Origin of the sequence: Paenibacillus chondroitinus NBRC 15376 (assembly GCF_004000765.1) — a bacterium.
Classification (GTDB): domain Bacteria; phylum Bacillota; class Bacilli; order Paenibacillales; family NBRC-103111; genus Paenibacillus_E; species Paenibacillus_E chondroitinus.
This window is the reverse complement of sequence record NZ_BILW01000095.1, coordinates 1-3718: the sequence shown is the minus strand read 5'-3', so window position 1 is coordinate 3718 and position 3718 is coordinate 1. Positions and strand designations below refer to the sequence as shown.

Genomic DNA, 3718 nt, shown 5'->3' with positions numbered 1-3718 from the left:
ATCGTCGACTGCCTTCCTGTTTTAACTAAACTGCCAGCAGCTTAAGCTCAAGTTGCCATATTGATAGCTGCGATGAAGCAGCTTCGCCTGACGATTGGAATCGCCAGTTCCCATAGCAAGCAGCAATGGAATAAAGTGTTCGCTCGTCGGCACAGCTTCCTGGGCGAAAGGCGCAAGTTCGCGATACTGGAACAACGCTTCCGTGTCCCATGCCTCGAGCTTGTTTTGGAGCCAGCTGTCGAACTGCTCCGCCCACTCATCGATACCACCAGATCGCCAATTCAATTTTCTCAAATTGTGGACGGTGCCGCCGCTGCCGATAATGAGAACGTCCTGTTCTCTGAGCGCTGCCAATGCTTTGCCGATTTGATATTGCTGTTCGTTAGGCAAATTCCGGTTCACGGATAAAGCGACGACCGGAATGTCAGCATCAGGATACAGCAGCTTCAATACAGCCCAAGCCCCATGGTCGAGTCCTCGCTGCTCGTTTCGAACATTTTGAATGCCTTGCTGCTCAAACAGCTTTTGAATCTGTTCAACCAGAGAGCGATCGCTTTTGGCCGGATACGTCATTTGATAAAGCTCATCCTGGAACCCGCCAAAATCATAAATGGTTTCATACGTTTCAGCAGCACTTACACTCTGCACCGTTTCTTCCCAATGAGCGGAAAAAAGGACAATCGCTTTAGGTTTAGGTGTGTTCTCCTTAAAGTGCTTTAACAGCTGTGTATATGCGTTATCCTCAAGCACAATCGACGGCGCGCCATGCGCGAAAAAATAGGAAGGCATCATGCCTCTTCACGCTCCTTCGTAGTCATTTTTTAGCCAATGTAAAAAATCAAGCTGGTTTTCTTCCGACACGCCGTGGTCCGTGGGATATACATGAAAGGTTAAGCGCGGCGTCTGATCTTGAAAATACGCTGCCGATTCATGGCCGATCCGAACAGGAAAAATGGAGTCGTACTCGCCATGCGAGACAAATACGGATACTTCCTTCACGCTTTTCAAAGTATACTCCGTCTTCACAAAATCAGGAATGTACCCGTTCAGCGCAACGATCCCCTTCAACTGATCGCCCATCGTAAGCGCAAGCGACATCGATAATATCGCACCTTGGCTAAAGCCCAGCAAATAACGCTTGCTCCGGTCGATCGGGTACTTTTCTGTGGCGTATTGAACGAATGCTTCAAGGTTCTTTATCGCTTCGTCAAACATCTCCCGAATGGGATTTCCTAAACTTTTCAAACTATAATACTGATAACCTGAGCCAAGAGGCAGATTGCCGCGTATGCCGATAATAATAAAGTCGTCAGCTAACGGAGCGACCAGGCTAAACATATTTTTCTCGTTGGAGCCCTTGCCATGCAAAGTAAAAATGACCGGGTATTTCTTGTCTGGGTCTATATTCGCTGGTACATGCACATCATATGGATACGCCGGATTCATCATAATCCTCCTTTGTTGTATGTTACGCGCTATGTTTTCTCATAATAAACCTGTCTACTGAAAGTGGAGACATATCTGCAACAACTAAATATAACGAAATCAACAGAAAGCCGAGATCAAGCTCGTAGCCTGGCGATTGTGCATTGCCAAGAAGTCCAACGGAAAGCTTCGCTGTAATAATAGCGCCGATTAGCATCAATACGAACAAACCTGATACATAACGTGTAAACAATCCCACAAGGAGCATAATTCCGCCCACCAGCTCAAGCCCCGCCACCGCATAGGCCATAAATCCAGGAATGCCGATAGAACTGAACCATCCTTCTACATTGCTTAGTCCCATTTGAAACTTGGCGATTCCGTGGGAGATAAAAATAATTCCCATTAACACACGCATAATCATCGAAACAAGTGCGGTTTTATTCATTCTAATTATCCTCTCCTTAAAATATAAGTAATGTTAAATTAAAGTTTATATAAGTAATTTAATATATTACACCCTAGCATGTCAACAGAAATTTTGCTAATATGTAATTAAGTTTTGTATTACTAATATTTGATGCGAGGTGCTGTCGGGATGGACATCGGCTCAACGATACGGGCTATTCGAAAGCGCAAAAATATTACGATCGCCCAAATTTGCGAAGAAACCGGCTTATCACAAGGCTTCATGAGCCAGCTTGAAACGAACAAAACTTCCCCCTCCATTTCTACACTTGAAAATATCGCACAGGTTCTAAAGGTACCTTTGGCTTATTTGCTCTTGAAGAAAGAGGATCGTATGCATATTGTCCGCAAGGATGAGCGAAGAATTACGACAAGTGGTTCTGACCATTTGAAGGTAGAGCATTTGAGCTCTACAAAAAATGTCAGGATGATGTTGGTCGAATTTCCTGTGGGTGCCTCAACGGGAGAGTTGCCTCATGCTCACGAAGGTGAGGAGGTTCATGTCGTTATCAAAGGAAGAGTGCATGCGGAGCAGGGTGAAGATGCGGCGGAATTCGGAGAAGGCGATTCGTTCAGTTGGAACGCCTGCACGCCCCATGTGGTGAGAAACATAGGAGATGACATCGCAATCGTGCTGATCTCTATTTATACAGAGACTGACGGTGGACGAGAGTTTATTTAAAAAAGCCCTCGAACCTAGCTTACGGCCAGGTTTGAGGGCTTTCTTATTCATTAGACCAATGAGGCTAATACCGCTTTCGGCAATTTGCAGACTACACTGTAAGCGGGGTTGAACATATTCGCAATTTCATATTCAACGGCTTGCCCCATCAACAAGCTGGCTTCCGAAGAGGTTAAGCCGCAATCTTCCTGCAGCAGCCGCAGCATCTCCGTCGTTGCATGTTGAAGCGCCTGATCAAGCGGCCGGGCGTTGCCGATACAAAACCAAAACGTGTCGGTTTCGCCCCGCGGCCAGCTGATCGTTTTACCCTTTTGAACGCAAACTGTAAACCGAACATCCATGGATATTTCGAGACCTGTGCCGATGATTTCTCCATCACCTTGCAAAGCATGACCATCACCCAAATAAAACAACGCGCCTTCAGCCGACACCGGAAAATAGACGGTAGTGCCTGCGACCAGACCTTTGTAGTCCATGTTTCCGCCATATTCGCCACTTGTGGCCGTGGAGATGAACTGCCCTTTGGAGGGTGCAACACCAAAACAACCTAGAAAAGGCCGCAGAGGCAGCTTCAATTGGGCCAGTCCCGGCGTTGGCTCCTTCAGATATGCAACTCCCTGAGCGACATCCACCGTCCAGTGCACGATTTCCGATGCCGGCAATGCAGCCGCAACAGCTGGATCAATAACGGCTGGAGCAAGCATATTGGTTGTCCATGCCCACTCTCGGTTCGGTGTTATCGACTCGAATCGAATCGCTAGCGTATCGCCGGGCATCGCCCCTTCGACATAGAACGGTCCTGTCATCGGATTCCCGCGGGCAGCTGCGCTTTCACCATTTTGGTCCCAGCCTCTCGCATCGACTGTTGAGGTAATGACCGTATCCCCATCACGCACCGTCAATACAGGGGGATAATTGCCCATTGTATGATAATAAAGCTGAGGGTTGAACGAATGAATCATGGCTACTCCTCCATCTCGATAGGATCAACTATGGATTCGACAGTTATTATAAATTCCCTACTCGGTGTGCCACAATTAGGGGAACTCGGTTCCTTTATTTCAGACAAAACGCGGCATATCAGCGCCTCAGGGGAACCACAGGGTCCTATTTCGTCTCAAACTGTGCTACTTTCCTCCAGAA

5 protein-coding genes are annotated in these 3718 nt (G+C 47.3%); 1 reads left to right on the top strand and 4 read right to left on the bottom strand.

The window, feature by feature from the left end; translation table 11 throughout:
* Nucleotides 1-21: 21 nt before the first annotated feature.
* From PCH02S_RS35370 to PCH02S_RS35360, 3 genes are read right to left on the bottom strand one after another with little or no spacing between them, the layout of a single operon-like run.
* Nucleotides 22-792: a DODA-type extradiol aromatic ring-opening family dioxygenase gene (locus PCH02S_RS35370; RefSeq protein WP_127458785.1), complete on the bottom strand. Its 771-nt coding sequence runs from the start codon at nucleotides 790-792 to the stop codon at nucleotides 22-24.
* Between the two features lie 6 nt (nucleotides 793-798).
* The gene (locus tag PCH02S_RS35365) at nucleotides 799-1446 is read right to left on the bottom strand and encodes an alpha/beta hydrolase (protein WP_127458784.1); all 648 of its coding nucleotides are present in this window, start codon (nucleotides 1444-1446) and stop codon (nucleotides 799-801) included.
* A 22-nt stretch (nucleotides 1447-1468) separates the two neighbouring features.
* On the bottom strand, nucleotides 1469-1873 hold the full coding sequence (locus tag PCH02S_RS35360) for a DoxX family protein (RefSeq protein ID WP_127458783.1): 405 nt from the start codon (nucleotides 1871-1873) through the stop codon (nucleotides 1469-1471).
* 150 nt (nucleotides 1874-2023) lie between these two features.
* On the opposite strand from PCH02S_RS35360, the gene PCH02S_RS35355 reads away from it, so the two are divergent.
* Nucleotides 2024-2575: a helix-turn-helix domain-containing protein gene (locus tag PCH02S_RS35355; RefSeq protein WP_127458782.1), complete on the top strand. Its 552-nt coding sequence runs from the start codon at nucleotides 2024-2026 to the stop codon at nucleotides 2573-2575.
* Between the two features lie 50 nt (nucleotides 2576-2625).
* Here PCH02S_RS35355 and PCH02S_RS35350 read toward each other — a convergent pair whose 3' ends face one another.
* Nucleotides 2626-3537, bottom strand: a complete 912-nt coding sequence (locus PCH02S_RS35350; protein WP_127458781.1) for an acetamidase/formamidase family protein — start codon at nucleotides 3535-3537, stop codon at nucleotides 2626-2628.
* Nucleotides 3538-3718: the final 181 nt, after the last annotated feature.